At 35.6% G+C, this 16,752-nt stretch carries 19 protein-coding genes; 9 read left to right on the plus strand and 10 right to left on the minus strand.

All coding sequences use genetic code 11. The annotated features are described in order from the left end of the window. Positions 1 to 9: 9 nt before the first annotated feature. A complete protein-coding gene (locus tag UH1x_RS00975; RefSeq protein WP_482624400.1) occupies positions 10 to 390 on the minus strand; it encodes a glyoxalase superfamily protein in 381 nt (126 codons plus the stop codon). A gap of 126 nt (positions 391 to 516) precedes the next feature. On the opposite strand from UH1x_RS00975, the gene UH1x_RS00980 reads away from it, so the two are divergent. Both UH1x_RS00980 and UH1x_RS00985 read left to right on the plus strand, forming a co-directional pair. Further along, a complete protein-coding gene (locus UH1x_RS00980) occupies positions 517 to 2,544 on the plus strand; it encodes a S9 family peptidase (protein WP_482624402.1) in 2,028 nt (675 codons plus the stop codon). A gap of 43 nt (positions 2,545 to 2,587) precedes the next feature. Beyond that, positions 2,588 to 3,385 (plus strand): endonuclease/exonuclease/phosphatase family protein, encoded by a 798-nt coding sequence (locus UH1x_RS00985; RefSeq protein ID WP_482624404.1) that lies wholly within the window; start codon positions 2,588 to 2,590, stop codon positions 3,383 to 3,385. Between the two features lie 80 nt (positions 3,386 to 3,465). Here UH1x_RS00985 and UH1x_RS00990 read toward each other — a convergent pair whose 3' ends face one another. Next, positions 3,466 to 4,602 carry a peptidoglycan DD-metalloendopeptidase family protein gene (locus UH1x_RS00990; RefSeq protein ID WP_482624406.1) on the minus strand — a complete coding sequence of 379 codons (1,137 nt, stop codon included), beginning with the start codon at positions 4,600 to 4,602 and terminating at the stop codon, positions 3,466 to 3,468. A 76-nt stretch (positions 4,603 to 4,678) separates the two neighbouring features. Next, entirely contained in the window at positions 4,679 to 5,512 is an 834-nt protein-coding gene (locus UH1x_RS00995) for an alpha/beta fold hydrolase (protein WP_482624408.1), read from the minus strand. A gap of 127 nt (positions 5,513 to 5,639) precedes the next feature. Between UH1x_RS00995 and UH1x_RS01000 the strand changes: the two genes are divergently transcribed. The 5 genes from UH1x_RS01000 to UH1x_RS01020 all read left to right on the plus strand — a co-directional run bounded on the left by UH1x_RS01000 (position 5,640) and on the right by UH1x_RS01020 (position 9,030). Further along, complete coding sequence (locus UH1x_RS01000; RefSeq protein WP_482624409.1) at positions 5,640 to 6,248, plus strand: FMN-binding negative transcriptional regulator; 609 nt, start codon at positions 5,640 to 5,642, stop codon at positions 6,246 to 6,248. 100 nt (positions 6,249 to 6,348) lie between these two features. Then, positions 6,349 to 6,843, plus strand: coding sequence for a CIA30 family protein (locus UH1x_RS01005; RefSeq protein WP_482624410.1), 495 nt, complete (start codon positions 6,349 to 6,351; stop codon positions 6,841 to 6,843). 108 nt (positions 6,844 to 6,951) lie between these two features. Beyond that, positions 6,952 to 7,440 carry a DoxX family membrane protein gene (locus UH1x_RS01010; protein ID WP_482624412.1) on the plus strand — a complete coding sequence of 163 codons (489 nt, stop codon included), beginning with the start codon at positions 6,952 to 6,954 and terminating at the stop codon, positions 7,438 to 7,440. A gap of 153 nt (positions 7,441 to 7,593) precedes the next feature. Beyond that, a complete protein-coding gene (locus UH1x_RS01015) occupies positions 7,594 to 8,013 on the plus strand; it encodes a DUF2141 domain-containing protein (protein WP_482624414.1) in 420 nt (139 codons plus the stop codon). Between the two features lie 81 nt (positions 8,014 to 8,094). Further along, a complete protein-coding gene (locus tag UH1x_RS01020; protein WP_482624416.1) occupies positions 8,095 to 9,030 on the plus strand; it encodes a LysR substrate-binding domain-containing protein in 936 nt (311 codons plus the stop codon). A 3-nt stretch (positions 9,031 to 9,033) separates the two neighbouring features. Here the strand turns inward: UH1x_RS01020 and UH1x_RS01025 are convergent, their stop codons facing one another. Beyond that, positions 9,034 to 9,450: a lipocalin family protein gene (locus UH1x_RS01025; RefSeq protein ID WP_482624418.1), complete on the minus strand. Its 417-nt coding sequence runs from the start codon at positions 9,448 to 9,450 to the stop codon at positions 9,034 to 9,036. A 79-nt stretch (positions 9,451 to 9,529) separates the two neighbouring features. Then, positions 9,530 to 9,727: a hypothetical protein gene (locus UH1x_RS01030; RefSeq protein WP_036155302.1), complete on the minus strand. Its 198-nt coding sequence runs from the start codon at positions 9,725 to 9,727 to the stop codon at positions 9,530 to 9,532. A gap of 144 nt (positions 9,728 to 9,871) precedes the next feature. Between UH1x_RS01030 and UH1x_RS01035 the strand changes: the two genes are divergently transcribed. After that, on the plus strand, positions 9,872 to 11,140 hold the full coding sequence (locus tag UH1x_RS01035) for a D-alanyl-D-alanine carboxypeptidase/D-alanyl-D-alanine-endopeptidase (protein WP_482624420.1): 1,269 nt from the start codon (positions 9,872 to 9,874) through the stop codon (positions 11,138 to 11,140). Here the strand turns inward: UH1x_RS01035 and UH1x_RS01040 are convergent, their stop codons facing one another. Further along, positions 11,141 to 11,641: a peptide-methionine (S)-S-oxide reductase gene (locus UH1x_RS01040; RefSeq protein WP_482624422.1), complete on the minus strand. Its 501-nt coding sequence runs from the start codon at positions 11,639 to 11,641 to the stop codon at positions 11,141 to 11,143. A gap of 24 nt (positions 11,642 to 11,665) precedes the next feature. Next, on the minus strand, positions 11,666 to 12,247 hold the full coding sequence (gene nudK, locus UH1x_RS01045) for a GDP-mannose pyrophosphatase NudK (protein WP_482624424.1): 582 nt from the start codon (positions 12,245 to 12,247) through the stop codon (positions 11,666 to 11,668). A 182-nt stretch (positions 12,248 to 12,429) separates the two neighbouring features. Here nudK and UH1x_RS01050 point away from each other — a divergent pair, with 182 nt between their 5' ends. Then, a complete protein-coding gene (locus tag UH1x_RS01050) occupies positions 12,430 to 13,998 on the plus strand; it encodes a M81 family metallopeptidase (protein ID WP_482624425.1) in 1,569 nt (522 codons plus the stop codon). On the opposite strand, the gene UH1x_RS01055 is transcribed toward UH1x_RS01050, so the two are convergent. The 3 genes from UH1x_RS01055 to UH1x_RS01065 all read right to left on the minus strand — a co-directional run bounded on the left by UH1x_RS01055 (position 13,999) and on the right by UH1x_RS01065 (position 16,535). Further along, a complete protein-coding gene (locus tag UH1x_RS01055) occupies positions 13,999 to 14,652 on the minus strand; it encodes a DUF2461 domain-containing protein (protein ID WP_482624427.1) in 654 nt (217 codons plus the stop codon). Between the two features lie 340 nt (positions 14,653 to 14,992). Next, the gene (locus UH1x_RS01060; RefSeq protein WP_482624429.1) at positions 14,993 to 15,790 is read right to left on the minus strand and encodes a TIGR00266 family protein; all 798 of its coding nucleotides are present in this window, start codon (positions 15,788 to 15,790) and stop codon (positions 14,993 to 14,995) included. Positions 15,791 to 15,854: 64 nt separating this feature from the next. Continuing rightward, positions 15,855 to 16,535 (minus strand): CPBP family intramembrane glutamic endopeptidase, encoded by a 681-nt coding sequence (locus tag UH1x_RS01065; RefSeq protein WP_482624431.1) that lies wholly within the window; start codon positions 16,533 to 16,535, stop codon positions 15,855 to 15,857. Between the last annotated feature and the right edge of the window lie 217 nt (positions 16,536 to 16,752).

Below are 16,752 nucleotides of genomic sequence, written 5' to 3' on the forward strand. Positions count from 1 at the left end.
AATAACACGCTACACATCTCTATAAAATGTCAATCCGTTTTTGAATGGGTCGAAAAAACCAAACTCACGCGTACCCCAAGCTGTTTCTCGTAATAAAGTATGTGCATGAAAAACATCTACCCTAGAATATTCATTATATAAGGCTTCTATATTTTGAGAAACAATACGTAACAATGGTCTGTCCATTTCCACTTCCCACATTTTTTTATCGTGCCATTGCAAATGAATTTCTATATCATCTCTTAATATACCTGCGTATTTAGGGTTCTTAGCATCATCGGCAAAAGCAATTCTAAAGCCCAATCTATTCACATAAAAGTCTAGCGCCTCAACAACATCCCAAACCGGCAGTACAGGATGAATTTGATGTAAAAATCCTTTTTCTTCCATATTGTGAAAATACAAAAAGGATTAAAAAACTGAATGTTAATACTTACTCAATTCTGCAAAATAGCGATTCATTTTTTTAAGTATTTCGCTATCTTCATAGCATCGTTTCAAACCAAATTCAACACTATGAAAATTATTATTAAAACACTCTTTCTTCTATTCTTTACAACATCTATTACCGCCCAAGTTTCTTCTAACCTTGAGCTGACCGATATTTTTAATATGGAGTATGTTTCTGACCCTCAGATTTCTCCTGATGGTAGTAAAATTATCTATGTTAGGAACTTTAAGGATATTATGACCGATAGAAATTTATCGAATCTTTGGATTATAAATTATGATGGTTCGCAAAATAGACCTTTGACTACTGGCAACCAAAACGACTACTATCCTCGTTGGTCGCACGACGGTAAAAAAATCATCTTTAAATCGAACAAAGAAGATGAAAAAATGAAATTGTACCTCATGTGGATGGATACTAAAGAGATTGCCCCATTAACCAATACTCCAAAAGCACCTGGTGCCGTAAGTTGGTCTCATGATGACCGCTACTTAGCTTTTACCATGTTTGTACCAGAAGCTGAACAATCTATTGTAAAACTACCGGCAAAACCAGAAGGCGCAAAGTGGAATACCCCGCCAACTTATATAGACAAATTAAATTATAGAGGTGACGGACAAGGTTACATTAAAGGCGGACACAATCAAATTTTCACCTTATCTATAGATGGTGGCACACCTAAGCAATTGACTACAACAAAGTTTGACCATGGTGCTCCTGTATGGGCAAAAAACGACAGAACGCTTTATTTCTCTGCAAATTTTAATCCTGATGAAGCCTTTGAGCCTGCTAATAGCGAAGTGTATGCCTTGAATATTGCTACGGCAAAAGTTTCTCCATTAACATCTAGATATGGTCCTGATGGTTCTCCACAAGTATCCCCTGATGGAAAAATGATTGCCTACACCGGTAACGATGATAAGTTGCAAGGGTACCAGATCACAAACCTTTATGTAATGAATACCGATGGTAGCAACTCAAAGTTAATTTCAGGAGATTTTGATCGAGATATTGCCAATTTACAATGGGCAAATGATGGTAAAGGTCTTTATTTTCAGTATGATACGGAAGGGGCTACGAGAATAGGGCATATTACATTAGAAGGTAAAGTAACTACCCTTGTTGAAGGACTTGGCGGATTATCATTAGGCAGACCATATAACGCCGGAGATTTCACGGTTTCTAACAATTCAAAATTTGCTTATACTTTAGGTAATACCGAACACCCATCTGACCTTGGAGCTGCCAATAAAAAAGGGTCTAAACGACTGACTTTTGTAAACGATGATCTTTTCTCATTTAGAGATTTAGGCAAAACCGAAGAAATTTGGTGGGAATCATCTTTTGACCAAAAGAAAATTCAAGGTTGGGTGGTGACTCCGCCAAACTTTGACCCAAATAAGAAATACCCATTTATTCTTGAAATTCATGGCGGACCTTTTACTAGCTACGGTTCTGTGTATAGTGCAGAAATACAGGCATACGCTGCGGCAGGCTATGTAGTTCTTTATAGTAACCCACGTGGTAGTACCAGCTATGGAGCGGAATTTGGTAATCTTATTCACCACGACTACCCTAATCATGATTATGAAGATCTTATGAGCGGTGTTGATGCCGTTATTGAAAAAGGGTATGTAGATACCGATAATTTATATGTCACCGGTGGTAGTGGCGGCGGAGTGCTTACTGCTTGGATCGTTGGTAAAACAGACCGATTTAAAGCTGCCGTAGTTGCAAAACCTGTTATCAACTGGACAAGTTTTGTACTATATGCCGATGGTGCCGCATTTTTCTCTAAATATTGGTTCGGTAAGAAACCCTGGGAAGATCCAGAAAACTACTTTAGACGCTCTCCCCTAATGTACGTTGCCAATGTAACTACCCCAACCATGTTATTAACCGGAGAAGAAGATTACAGAACACCTATTGCAGAATCTGAGCAATTCTATACTGCATTAAAATTAGAGGGAGTAGAAACGGCTATGGTACGTATACCTGGTGCAGGACACGGTATTGCGAACCGACCTAGTAATTTGGTTGCAAAGATTGCAAGTGTATTAGCTTGGTTTGAAAAGTATAAAGATGCCGAATAATAGCTTGAAAACATTAGTATTAATATTGGGATTATTGATCTCGATGTCTAATATATATGGTCAAGAAGTTGATGTATTGTCATATAACATAAAATATGATAATGTAAACGATACTGTAAACAATTGGAATGACCGTAAAGGTGCTATGGTAGACTTATTGAACCATTATAACCCTAGTATTATTGGCTTGCAAGAGGTTTTACATCATCAGTTGAGTTATTTAGATGAACAACTTTCTGATTATTCATACATTGGAGTTGGGCGTGATGACGGGAAGGAAAAGGGCGAATACTCCCCTATTCTTTTCAACACCAAAAAGTACAAACTGTTACAGAGTGAAACCTTTTGGCTGTCTGAAACTCCAAGCAAAATTTCTGTGGGTTGGGATGCCGCCATGGAACGTATATGTACTTATGGCTTATTTCAAGATTTGAAAACAGGGAATAAATTTTTAGTATTCAATACGCATTTTGATCATATAGGTACTGTAGCTCGTGAGAAATCTGCCGAACTTATTGTTTCAAAAATAAAGGAGGTCAATAGCGATAAGCTTCCGGTGGTATTAATGGGAGATCTAAATTTAAATCCTTCGACAAAACCTATTCAATTCTTACAGGGTACATTGACGGATGGTCAACATAGTACGCAAAAACCATTCTACGGACCGTCAGGGACATTTAGCGGATTTGACCAAAACCGAGTATTGTCTAACCGAATAGACTACATTTTTGTGGAGAATTTTGAAATTTTAGAATACATTCATATTGATGATAGAATGGAAAACAACAAACACATTTCTGATCATTTGCCGGTATTTGCAAAGCTTTTAATAGATAAATAATCAATCCAAAATAGAATCATAAATAAAGCCTCTTAATCTTAAAGAATAAGAGGCTTTTTCTTTATACATAGTGAAATCAATTAAAGTTCCGATACCAGACTTTTGTATATAAAAGCCTTGTTTCCGCTTGGTAGTTTTATGTGCGCCCAATTTTCGGTATATCCTAAAAGCGATAATGTATCGTTACGTTTAACTTCACCCAATTTAATACCTGCAACCTCAGGTGCATTTCTAATATTGGCAACCGCTGACGATACTTTCAAAAATTTTGAAATACTAATCAACCGTTGAACATCTGGTTTTTCTGTCAGCTTCACAAATGGAAGTGGATTAATTGCGCCTTGACCAGACTTATAAATTCCGAAATGTAAATGTGGTGCCGTGGTTCGGGCATTGCCAGTATTTCCTACTAGACCCAAAGTATCACCGATAGTTACTTTATTGCCCGTTGACACCAATATACTATCTAAATGCGCGTAATATAGCGATTTACCAAAGAGTCCGGCTCTTAACCAAACTTGTTTTCCGCCTAAGCCCCTTTCTCCTGTAGAACTTACCATACCTTCAACGGCAGCTACTACGGGTGTACCTCTTGGTGCAAATATATCTATACCCTCATGACTACGTGCACCGCCATCTCTTACGGCTCCCCAATAGCTTTGTATGGCATTATTATCTTTACCAAGCACAGGAAAGCCAAAACTGGGTGACGTATACATTTGAAAGGTGAACGCCCCTTGCGAAGCTAATTCCGGTTGTATGGTAATTTTATAAATTCCCGTTTCATCAATAGATATTTTTACTTCATTTTCAGCCAATTCATTCTGAAATATATCCGTTAAACTACTATCTGGGTTTACTTTAATCAGGTTAATAAAATTTCTAATTCCCAAAACCTTATTTTCTATGGCAACATTGAATATTTCTCCCTCATTTAAAAAAACGGTATAGCTGTACACCGTAATGCGTTCTTTATAATATTCCCCATGTTCAGAATATGGTAGACGTATTTGCAAGCTATCGTCCTTTGCATTTTTAAACGCCAGTTTCCAACTGCTATATCGCAATGAGTCTAAGTTTTCAAATTCTCGCGCATAGAGTTCTCTTGCCGTAGGCTGTACAATTACATCGGCAACTTTTCTAATTTGCTTACAGCTAAACACCATTACTATAAGAAATAGAAAAACACAAGCTTTAATTTTTGTACTTGAACTCATTTATTTTTAAAAACCATTTTCAGAAACGAAAAATCGGACCTTGTTCGGGTCCGATTTACATTTTATTCGTATTAAATTATTTCTTTAAAAAGGAAATCAATATTTCATTTAATTCATCTGGGTGGGTTACATTAAGACCGTGAGGAGCTCCCTTAATAACTTTTAATGTACTATACTTAATACCATCATGCGCTTGTTTTGCAGACGTTTCAATTGGTACGGTTGCGTCGGCATCACCGTGTACAATTAATGTCGGTACCGTAACATTTTCCAACTCTGATCTAAAATCAGTATGCATCCAAGCTAAAGCTGTTTGTATCGTAGCCCTTGGCGATGCGAATGAAGCAATGGTAAAGTCATAATCCAATTGTGCCTGACTTATTCTCTCCCCATCATTTTCATCAAAATTGTAAAAACCTTTACTGAATTCTTTTAAGAACCCTACCCTATCTTTTTGAAGTGCATCTATAATTCCTTCCAGAGCATCTTCTGGCACCCCATCAGGATTATCAGATTTCTTTTTAACCAATGGTATTATTGAACTTATCAATGCAGCCTTGGCAATTCTACTAGGTCCGTATTCGGTTAAATAACGAACTACTTCTCCTCCGCCCATTGAAAAACCTACGATGATTGCATCTTTCAATTCCAATTCTTCTATAATCGCATTTAAATCACTCGCCAAGGCTGAATAATCGTAAGCATCCCATGGTGAAGACGATGTTCCAAATCCTCTACGATCATACGAAATACAGCGATAGCCTTCCTCTACTATCTTCCATACTTGTTGTTCCCAAGACTTACGACTTAATGGCCACCCATGTATTAAAATCACCGGTTGTCCACTTCCGTAATCTTCATAAAATATATCTACTTGTTCTTTTGCTTTTGTATTTGTTATAAAAGGCATATTCTCGTTTTAAAATTCACATACAAGATAATTAGTATCTCGTTAATTACGTAACACGAAACAGTAAAAAATTGGTCCTAAAACCATTTGCTCAAAACAGTTATATTTACGCAGAAAACCAGACCACATGTTTATACCTGAGCACTATAAAAATACGGACACTAAAGAGATTCATGATTTTCTGAAAAATAATAGTTTCGGTATACTCATCAATACTATAGAAGGAAAACCTTGGGGTACGCACATTCCTTTAGAACTATCAAAGAATTCAGAAGATAAAGATATCTTGGTAGGCCATATTGCCAAAGCAAATTTGCAAAGCAAAAACTTGGTAGATGGTGACGAAGTACTCTGTATTTTCAATGGTCCACACAGCTACATATCTTCCTCATGGTATAAAGAAGAAGAGGTTCCTACTTGGAACTATATAGCCGTTCATGTCTACGGTACCATAAAAATCCAGACATCAGAAGAGTTGCTACAATCCTTACATGAGCTGGTAGATAAGTATGAACAACAGTCAGAACATCCTATCTCGTTAAATGACATGTCCAAAAAAACAATGCGACAGGTAACTGGTATCATTGGTTTTGAAATTGAAATCAATGACATACAGGCTGTCAAAAAACTATCTCAAGGTAGAGAGCATGATCACCCAAAAATCATAAATGAACTTGATAAACAAGGTGCCCCAGAAAAAGCTGTCGCGGATGAAATGAAAAAACGAACGCTTTAAACTCATTTAAACCAGTTAATATAAAATGGTTTAGAGTGTTTATGCTATTCTCATTTCATCTACTTTTAATTAAAGTAATTATTTCTTTAAACCTATAATAATGAGCAAAGTGAAACCCATTTATAAATTCGATAAAAATTCTAACCGTAAAGAATGGCAAATTGTCAATGATGGTGTTATGGGCGGTTTATCTATGGGGCTCATTCAAGTGAATCCTGAAGGTAACGGTGTTTTCAGCGGACATGTATCTCTTGAGAACAATGGTGGTTTTTGTTTAGTTAGACATGATTTAGCTCGTATACCAGTAGATGCCTTTTCTAAATTTACTATCAAAATTAAGGGTGATGGAAAAAAATATGCTTTCCGCTGTAAATCTGGAGAACACCAAAGACATACCTATAGCTTTGATTTTAAATCTAGCAAAGAATGGCAAACTATTGAGATTCCGTTTGCTGAAATGGAAGCGGTTTTTAGAGGTGAAGAATTAAAATTACCAAACTACCACGGCGACTATCTAGCTCAGATCGCTTTCATTATAAAAAATGGTGTTGAAGAAGATTTTAAGCTTGAAATAGATAGTATTGCATTGAAATAATGCGAAACTCACATTTAAATTAATCATTTTAAAAAAATTAAACATTGATTTTTATCATCTGTAAATTCCTTAAATTTTTATAAGTTTAAGTAACCAATACTTAAACCTATGTACCACCAGTTACAACCTATTAAAAAATTAATTATTCCGTTTAAGGTAGATGCATTATTGCCAAATGTTCTAATATTGATACCTAGGGCAATCACTGGCTATCTTCTTTCTTTTGTTTTTGCAATAAATAAATTTGGAACTCCATGGACTCCTGCTTCTGTGGGTTTAGCGTATTTTGAGGTTTCTGATTGGTTTGTTGCATTAGTGACACAATTTGGAATTCCATTCTCCTTGATGCCAGAACTGTTTGCTTGGTCTGCGGGATTAACCGAGGCTCTTGGTGGTATTCTATTAATATTAGGGTTAAACACTAGAATGACCGCCTTCTTTATTACCGTAACCATGTTCACTACTATAGTGTGCAGGCCATGGGACGGTTCTTGGAATATAATGCCCACATTTATCTTTTTCTGCTTAGGCTTATTTTTTATGGGTTTCGGCTCTGGAAAATTTGGACTTGATTATTTGATTACCAAAAAGATATAGAAATTTAGTCTATTTAATTATCATAGTTTTTTATACTAGCACTCCCTTTTTACAGTTCAGTAACACATTTCTACAATTGGGTTCATCGCTTTTTTAATAAATGCATTTATAAGACATCTTTGAAGTATCAATTAATCTTTAAAACCTTATAAAATGAAAAAGTTATTATTTACAATTACCGTATTTGCAATGAGTTTTACAATGAATGCCCAAGAAAAAACTGGCATAACACTAACTGTAGTTATCCAAAATGTATTGAACAATGAAGGTCATATATTAAGTGGATTGCATAATGAAACTACTTTTATGAAAGCGGAAGGTATTAAAACCAGTAAAGACAAAGCTGAAGCAGGAGAGTTGATTTTAACTTTTGAGAACATACAACCGGGAGACTATGCATTTTCCGTATTACACGATGCAAACGACAATAACCGAATGGATTTTGCAACCAATGGCATGCCTACAGAAGATTATGCCATGAGCGGTGATTCTTTACCAATGGGTCCGCCAACTTTCAATGATGCAAAGTTTACCATAGAAGGTGAGGATAAAGAATTAACGCTTCGTTTTTAGTGGTTAATTAACGTCTGATTACCTGTTGCCAATAGGTTATAATAATGGTTTTTAGTAATTTTATAACCTTATACTATATACATGACTATTACTCAATTACAATACGTGCTTGCTGTTGCTGAATACAAAAATTTTACACTCGCTGCCGAGAAGAGTTTTGTAACCCAGCCAACCTTAAGCATGCAAGTACAAAAGCTTGAAGATGAATTAGATATCCTTCTTTTTGATCGTAGTAAAAAACCAATTACCATTACCGAAGTCGGTAAAAAAATTGTAGCACAAGCAAAAAATATTGTAAACGAGGCGGCACGTATTAAAGATATTGTAGAGCAAGAAAAAGGATATATTGGTGGGGATTATGTATTGGGAATCATCCCAACAATAATGCCCACTTTATTACCTATGTTTCTGAAGAATTTTATTCAGAAATATCCGAAGGTAAACCTTATTATTAAAGAGCAGAATACAGAGAGTTTAATTCAAAATATTGAAGACGGACATATTGATGCCGCCATTGCCGCAACACCATTAGAGGTAGATTTCATTACCGAAAGACCGTTGTATTATGAGCCTTTTGTTGGTTATGTACCAAAAGAGCATCGTTTAGGGAATAGTACACAGATTACACCAGAGGATTTAGATATTGAAGACATTTTACTGCTACAAGATGGACATTGTTTTAGAGAAGGTGTTTTAAATCTTTGTAAAACTCCAAAAATTGGCGGAGACCATTTTAGTCTACAAAGTGGAAGTTTTGAAACCCTAATCAATCTTTCTAATGAAGGATTGGGTATGACCCTACTACCCTACTTAAATACGTTGGAACTTGATGATGTAAAAAAGAAAAACTTGAAGTACTTTAAAGAACCTTCGCCTGCACGTGAAGTAAGTCTTATTTACCACAAAAAAGAGCTAAAGGTACAGATTACGGAAGCCTTAAGAGATGTTATTACAGGCATTGTCCGTGGTGCAATCGCTTTTCAAGATGTTAAGATCATAAGTCCTATACACAAGTAATACCTATTGTTTTTCAAACCTGTACAAACAAGCTTCAATGCAAATACCTGGGTAAGATGGCGATAGCGTTAATCTTGTTTTACTCTCATTAAAGTCTGCGCTATAGCCTAGTGTATCTTTTTCACCTTCGGTTATAAAGTATAGATAAAGCTCGTCGTCTGTAATTTCATAAACTCCAGAATTCAGTACTTCTTTATTGAAATCGGTTCTTTCATAATTACCGAATTCATCGAAGAAATAGCGATACCCTTCTTCAACATCTTTCCATTCCGTAGCACCACCAGGACTTACATAAGATGTTGTCAAAAGCCACTCGCCTATTAAACTTGGGTTATCAATTGGTGTGTCATCAAATGCATCATCACTTTCACATGCTATACATAATAGTGCACAAAATATAATAGTAAACTTTAGTTTCATCGGTTCCTTTTATTACTAGATACCAAAATAGGTAAAAGGTTGTCTCAAAAAAAAAAGAGCCACTTTACGTGGCTCTCTATTATGCTTTTAAATAAACTAAACTTTGATGTAATTCTGGTTTATCAGTTATAAAACTTTCTAACCAAACTTTTAACTCTTCTACCTCTTCGGGCAGTAACGTCGTTAAGGCTTTTTTCAACTCTTTACAAAATAGTAAGGTATCAAAACTAACCTTTTTAAGTACTGTTTTACTATACTCTAGCATAGACTTAGACATGTTGTTGTTAGATTAATAGATTTGTTGTTGTATAAAGGTAAACAGAAATGCAGTGGTAATATTGTATACAAAAAGTTAAAGTAATTACCTACATGTTAAATTTTTATCACATTCATAAGTATGCAATTTTGTAATTTCGAATTCATGAAGAATTTTCTTTTTATTATAGTTATTTTAATACTTGTTTCCGCCTGTACCTCAACAAAATCCATTATACGAAAAGATTTTAACCAACAGTTGTCATCTTCATTTTATCAAAATCAGTTTACCGGTGTTTTGGTAATAGATGCAGAAACGAAAGACACTATATATACCAATAACAGTCATAAGTATTTTATTCCTGCCAGTAACACCAAAATTTTTACACTTTACGCAGCGCTTAAAACCTTGCCAGTTCAGATACCGGCTTTGAAATATATTGAAGCAAATGACACTTTGTATTTTGAAGGTACTGGAGACCCTTCTTTTTTGCATCCTTTTATGAAAGATTCCACAACTTTGAAATTTCTTCAGAGACATACTAACCTCGTATTTGTTGCTAACAACTTTCAAGATGAAAAATACGGACCAGGTTGGGCTTGGGACGATTACCAGTGGTATTATTCTGCAGAGAAAAGTGCGTTACCCATAAATGGTAATGTAGTGATGACGTATAGGAATCCGGAGGTTTTGGTTTCTCCTACTTATTTTAAGGACAGTGTTTTAGAATTGACCCATAAGAATAATAGAAATGAGACTTCAAATTTATTTTATTATCCACCAACAAGAAAGGATACATTAGAAACTCCGTTTATTACAAGTAATCAGACTACCAAATCAATTTTAGAGAATTTGCTTATCGAAAAGATTGGTATTGCTACAACAATGCCTGTAGGCGAAAAGCAAACACTATACGGTAGTTATGTAGATTCGCTCTACGCGCGCATGATGCACGAAAGCGATAATTTTATTGCAGAACAGCTTTTACTTGTATCTGCAGGTGTTCTCACAGACACCTTAAATGGAAAACTAACTAGAAGTTATATTTTAGAAAATGAACTGAAAAATTTAAAACAAGAACCTAGGTGGGTAGATGGATCGGGACTCTCGAGATACAATCTGTTTACACCGCAAAACATGGTCTCGGTTTTAGACCTATTATATGAAATGGTACCTCAAGAACGTTTATTTTCTATTTTCCCTGCCGGGGGCTTATCGGGTACTTTAAAAAATAGATTTGTAGGAGACAAGCAACCTTATATATATGCAAAATCTGGAAGCCTTAGTAATAACTACTGCCTTAGCGGATACTTAGTTGCAAACTCAGGAAAAGTATTAATTTTCAGTTTTATGAACAATCACTTTAAACAATCTACATCAGAAGAACGAAATAGGCTTGAACAAATGCTTCAAACACTTAGAGATACCTACTAACTATTGAACTTTTGCTGAAACATGTTTGGCATATTTCTCTTTCAACAACAGAATTTTAGGGGAAATATGTGTTCTACAAAAAGGCTTCTCGGTATCTTTAAAATAGTAATTATGGAACCGTTCTTCAGAGGATTTAAATGCCCCAAATGGAATAACTGCTGTAATCAACGGAGTTTCAAAATCTTGTTGTAACTCTTCCATAATAACAGCTAAAGTCTCTTTATCATACTTATTAAAATAATAAATACCTGAACGGTACTTTTTTCGCATAGAATGATTTTCGGTGCTTTTATGGGTGTCTAAATGAACAGCTACTAAATCTTTCAATTCTATAACCGCAGCATTATAATGGACGATTACAGCCTCGGAAAAATCTGTTGGGTTCTCCTTCGGAGAAATGAAGCCTTGTTCCACTTTTTCAACACCGTTGAGTGCCATGAACACAGCTTCGGTACACCAATGACAACCACCTCCAAATCCGACTTTAAAGACTTTATGCATATTAGAAGAGTCGCATATGAAACTTTAAACTAACGAAGTCAGCTTTGCATGCTGTAGCAGCATAATGGTTTTTGCATCTTTAATCTCTCCACTAGCCACCATCTTCATAGCATCATTAAAATCTAATTCCAAAACCTCAATATTTTCAGTCTCATCATCTGCACCACCACCATCACTGACTTTCATACTTTCATCATACTCCCCTACAAAAAGATACACTATCTCGGTCACCGAACCAGGGGACATATAGGTTTGAAATACCTTCTGTACATTACTGATTTTATAACCTGTTTCTTCTTCCGTTTCTTTGCGTACGCAATCTGCTGGATTATCGCCATCTAAAAGTCCCGCACAAACCTCTATCATCATTCCGTCTTCATTACCATTCACATAGGTTGGCATTCTAAATTGTCTGGTAAGCACAACAGTCTTCTTTTTAGAGTTATACAACAAAATAGCCGCACCATTACCTCTGTCGTATGCTTCACGTTCTTGTGTCTCCCAAGTACCATCTGGTCGTTGATACTTGAATGTATATTTATGTAGCGTATACCAATTATCAGAAAGTAGTTTTTTTTCTACGTCTTTTATGCTTCCGTTTTTCAATTCAATTGAATTTATAATTCGATTATAAAGATATAACTAGTACGTTCCAATTCATAAATAAAAAGGGTATTGTCTTCTCGCATATATCCTTAATAGCCTGAGAATTGTTATCCAGCAAAAACTCTTGCTATTTAAATCTCTTTTTCTTTATCTTTTCAATGCTAACATAAACTTCCACTACCTTGAAACAATTCTACATCTACGCCATTTTACTTTTAGTATGTTCCACCTCTTGTAAAGACGATAAGTCATCTGAGGAAATCAAAGAACTACCAAAAATTGCTATTGCCGGTTTGGGCATTGAAAGCAGTACCTTCTCTCCTGCTCTTTCCACCGAAGAGGCTTTTCATGCAAAAGTGGGTGATTCTGTTTTCTCTAGATACCCATTTTTACAACCAGACTCCATAAATAGAAAAAGAGCGGAATGGGTGCCTACACTTGTGGGTAAGTCTTTACCTGGCGGAACTGTAACCCGTGAAGCTTATGAATCGTTGGTGACTAAAAGTTTAAAACTACTGGAGGCAAACAAACCCTATGACGGACTCTTCTTTGACATACACGGTGCAATGAGCGTTGTTGGTCTAGATGACCCTGAAGGTGATTTTATAGCTCGTATTCGCGAAGTTCTCGGTAACGATGTATTGATATCCACATCAATGGATTTACACGGTAATGTATCTGAACGACTAGCTCAACATACCGATTTAATTACTTGCTATCGTATGGCGCCGCATGAAGATGCTATTGAGTCTAAAAAGAGAGCGGTTACCAATTTAATAGAACGTTTAGAAAATGGCAAGGGAAAACCTGCTTATAAAGCATGGGTTCCCGTTCCTATACTTTTACCCGGAGAAAAAACAAGTACACGTATAGAACCTGGTAAAAGTCTTTATGCCAAAGTACCTACGGTTGCCGATCAAGAAGGTGTAATCGATGCCGCCATTTGGATCGGTTATGCCTGGGCAGATGAGCCACGTAACCATGCAGTTGTAATGGTTACAGGCGATGATAAGGAAAAGGTTGAAAAAGGTGCCGAGAAATTAGCTCAAAGTTTTTGGGATGTACGTAATGAATTTGAATTTGTAGCGCCAACCACAACCTTGGAGGAAAGCTTAAAACTTGCTTTGGCAAGTGATAAAAAACCCTATATGATAAGCGATATGGGCGATAACCCTACCGCTGGTGGTGCCGGTGATGTTACGTGGACTTTAAAACAGCTTTTGGCAAGACCTGAGTTTGCTTCCAAAAACGGAAAGTCTTTAATCTATGCTTCTATACCCGGACCAGAATTCGTAGAAAAAGCACTAGAAATTGGTGTTGGCGGGAAAATTAAAGCGGAAGCTGGTGCCGCCGTAGATCATAGGTTTGCCGGACCTTTATTGTTAGACGGAACTATTACAGCCATTGAAGAAGGTGATGTAAATGCGGAAGTTGAAGTGGTCGTTAAGGTTGGAAATATTGATGTTATCGTAACTAAAAAGAGAAAACCTTACCACCACATGAGTGATTTTACAAATTTAGGATTAGACCCTAAAAATACTGATGTTGTTGTCGTAAAAATTGGCTATCTAGTTCCTGAGTTATACGATATGCGTGGCGATTGGACCATGGCGCTTACTCCCGGAGGAGTGGACCAAGACCTTAACCGCTTAGGGTATAAAAGAATTAAAAGACCTATGTTTCCTTTGGATAGCTTAATGACGCAACCAGATTTAAAAGTAAGGTGGATTCCTGCAGCTGATGCTAAATAACTAAACCGTAATCGCTTTATTTAAATAACGCCTAAACGGAAGCATTTCTTTATAGGCGTTTATTAATTCATCATCAAAAGAAGCCTTGTTGGCTTCCTTTGTGGAAAACTCTTGGAATACGGCAAAAGTCTTATTTTTGAGTAATTCTATATGTTTATGATCTTTATCAAAACCTTTAGGTGCGTTGGTTAATTTTGCATCTTCGTATAGATTACCGAAACGAGTTTTGAAGGTTTTTTTATTCAATATTTTGACAAAGTCTTCGCCGTCATAATCAATAGCATCACGTACACTGCGCAATACTTTAGACTCAGGTCGCCATAATCCGCCTGCGAAAATGCAACGTTCAATACCTAGTTCAAAATAGAAATCTGCCGTCTTAGGTTTTTTGTCAAATCCGGCTCCAAAATGGTCTTTGTACACCGGTTTGTTTGGATGAAACATCAGATTGTTATTAATACGGTTAATCCCTTTTTTACCAGGCGTATCGTAATATTCATCATCAATAGCAGCTAATCTACTATTCATACTATTTAACCGTTCAATATACTCATCACGAACTTGGTGGTACCATTTACGATTGGCATCCATCCATTCTTTAGAATTATTTTTCTGTAATTCTTTGAGAAATTCTATTTGATTTTTGAAACTCATTGGTTGGTTGTTGGAAAATTAAAATACAAACTCAAGTTCAAAAATCAAATTCAAATGTTTTTAAACTTTGTACTTCGTACTTAATACTTTGTACCTTCTGCTTTTGGCTTTTGGCTTTTGGCTTTTGGCTTTTGCTTTTGGCTTTTGCTTTTGGCTTTTGCTTTTGGCTTTTGCAAAAACTACAATTTAGCTTCGCTAAATTCTCCTAAAATGCCTGAATCAAAACAAGTCTATTCTCTATATTCTATATTCTCTTCTCACAATACAAACACACTACTTAATACTTAATACTCGAAACTTTGTACTTTTTCCCTTGTACCTAGTACCGCGTCTTTAATTCTTAAAACCGAGTATCCCCACCAACAATGTCACCAAGTGTACCTAGAATACTACCTTCTCCTTTATCTTTTCCTCCTCTTGGTATAGATGCTAGTACTCTTCCTGCTAATCTGCTAAATGGTAGTGATTGTATATAAACAGTTCCCGGTCCGCGTAGGGTTGCAAAGAATAAACCTTCTCCGCCGAAAACTGTATTTCTAATTCCGCCAACGAATTCAATATCGTAATCTACTTCTTTGGTAAAACCAACGATACAACCGGTATCTACTTTTAAAACTTCACCTGGAGCTAATGTCTTTTTAGCCAAAGTTCCACCTGCATGAACGAAAGCCATTCCGTCGCCTTCTAATTTTTGCATGATGAAACCTTCACCACCAAAAAGTCCGCGACCCAATTTCTTTGAAAACTCAATACCTACGGATACTCCTTGTGCTGCACATAAAAAGGCATCTTTTTGGCATATAAAGCGACCGCCCATTTCAGATAAATCAATTGGTAGAATTTTACCTGGATAAGGGGAAGCAAAACTTACTTGCTTTTTACCCTGACCTATATTTAAAAATGCCGTCATGAAAAGGCTCTCTCCTGTCAACATTCTTTTTCCTGCTGAAAAAATCTTCCCTAAAACGCTATTGTCTTGATTGCTACCATCACCAAAAATGGTACTCATTTTAATATCGGTATCCATCATCATAAAACTACCAGCTTCGGCAACAACTGCCTCTTGTGGGTCTAGCTCTATTTCAACGTATTGCATTTCTTCTCCAAAAATCTCATAATCTATTTCGTGTGCGTTCATGTATATTTTGTTTTTGATTGATACTTATTAGTTGACGAAAAGAAGGTTTTGTTACAATTAAAATTCAATTAGTAGTATTAGTAAGCATTTTCACCTCTTTTAAAATCATATAGATACCAGCTGCAGAAATTAAATATAAAAGCAAAATACCCATGTACATTCTATGTGAAGAATCAAACATTTCAATGGCAGTAAACTTTACTACGAAATTATAAGTACCATGAAGTAAAATATTAAGCCACAATACTTTAGTTAAATGATAGAGATACGTGAACAAAAGACCCATTACAAAATAAGCAAATAAGCCTTCAAGATTCCAATGCACTAAAGCAAATAGGAAAGAAGAAACAACCAAACCGAAAGCTAACCCATATTGCTCCTTTAACTTTAAGAAGATAATTTTTCGGTATAAAATTTCTTCTGTAATTGGAGCTGCAATTACTGTTATAAAAAAAATTATAATACCATGTAAACCATATTGAAATGGATTAGTAAAAGTAAAAAAACGAACTTTAGATTGTAACAACACTTTTATAAAAGGTACATCTAAAGCTGATTGAAAAATTATTATAAAAACCGCAAGAAGCATAATATAGAATACCAACTTCGGGTTTACCTTTTTAAATGAAAAGTTTAAATGAATTCTGAATTGTTTTAATAAATAAGTTATGCCAATCAGCGTAACTATTGGTATAGTTATTAAAGAAATAATGTCTACTTCCTCGTTTCTTAACCCGAATTGCATTGTTGACAAAATTATCAAACCATGAAGTAGACGAGTTAATACTATAACAAGTATTATCAAAATAAATGACTTGTGTTTTTGTATTAGCTGCATAGTTTTAAAATTATTTAATGAAGCCGATAGATAGTTTTAAGCAGTTATTACACCTTAAATTCCATGCTCCATTTAATTTCAATTCATAAGTAGCAAAAGTGGCAACTTTGTTACAAATTACCAC

Source organism: Maribacter sp. UH1 (genome assembly GCF_056839145.1).